1 protein-coding gene is annotated in these 360 nt (G+C 38.3%); it reads right to left on the bottom strand.

The window, feature by feature from the left end:
- Positions 1-360, bottom strand: a 360-nt coding sequence (locus SB775_RS27935; RefSeq protein WP_410864405.1) for a BCCT family transporter, incomplete at both ends; no start/stop codon positions are given.

Raw genomic sequence — 360 nt, 5'->3', positions numbered from 1 at the left:
CCGCAACTGCGCCCATAATAAGCGACCAAAAAACTCGCAAACTAATTCTAGGATCTCCATCTCCAGTCACTGCCATTGAAATCGAATAAGCCATTGAATCTCCTGTTGTCACTACAAATAAAATTGTTAATAAAAGAAATGCAGGTCCAATAATATTAGATAGTGGCAGTTGCTCTGTAATTGCAATCATAGCCGCTGGCATACCAGATTCACTTAATGCGGTCGAGATAGAACCAGGATTCATTAACTCATAAAATACACCTGATCCCCCTAGTATAGTAAACCAAAACGTTGTAATAATAGGTGCAATAATTCCAATTGCAACGATGATTTCTCGGATTGTTCTTCCTCTTGAAATTC

This window comes from Peribacillus sp. SIMBA_075 (assembly GCF_046534585.1).
The sequence above is the reverse complement of the archived record's forward strand: the minus strand, read 5'-3'. Positions and strand labels throughout refer to the sequence as shown.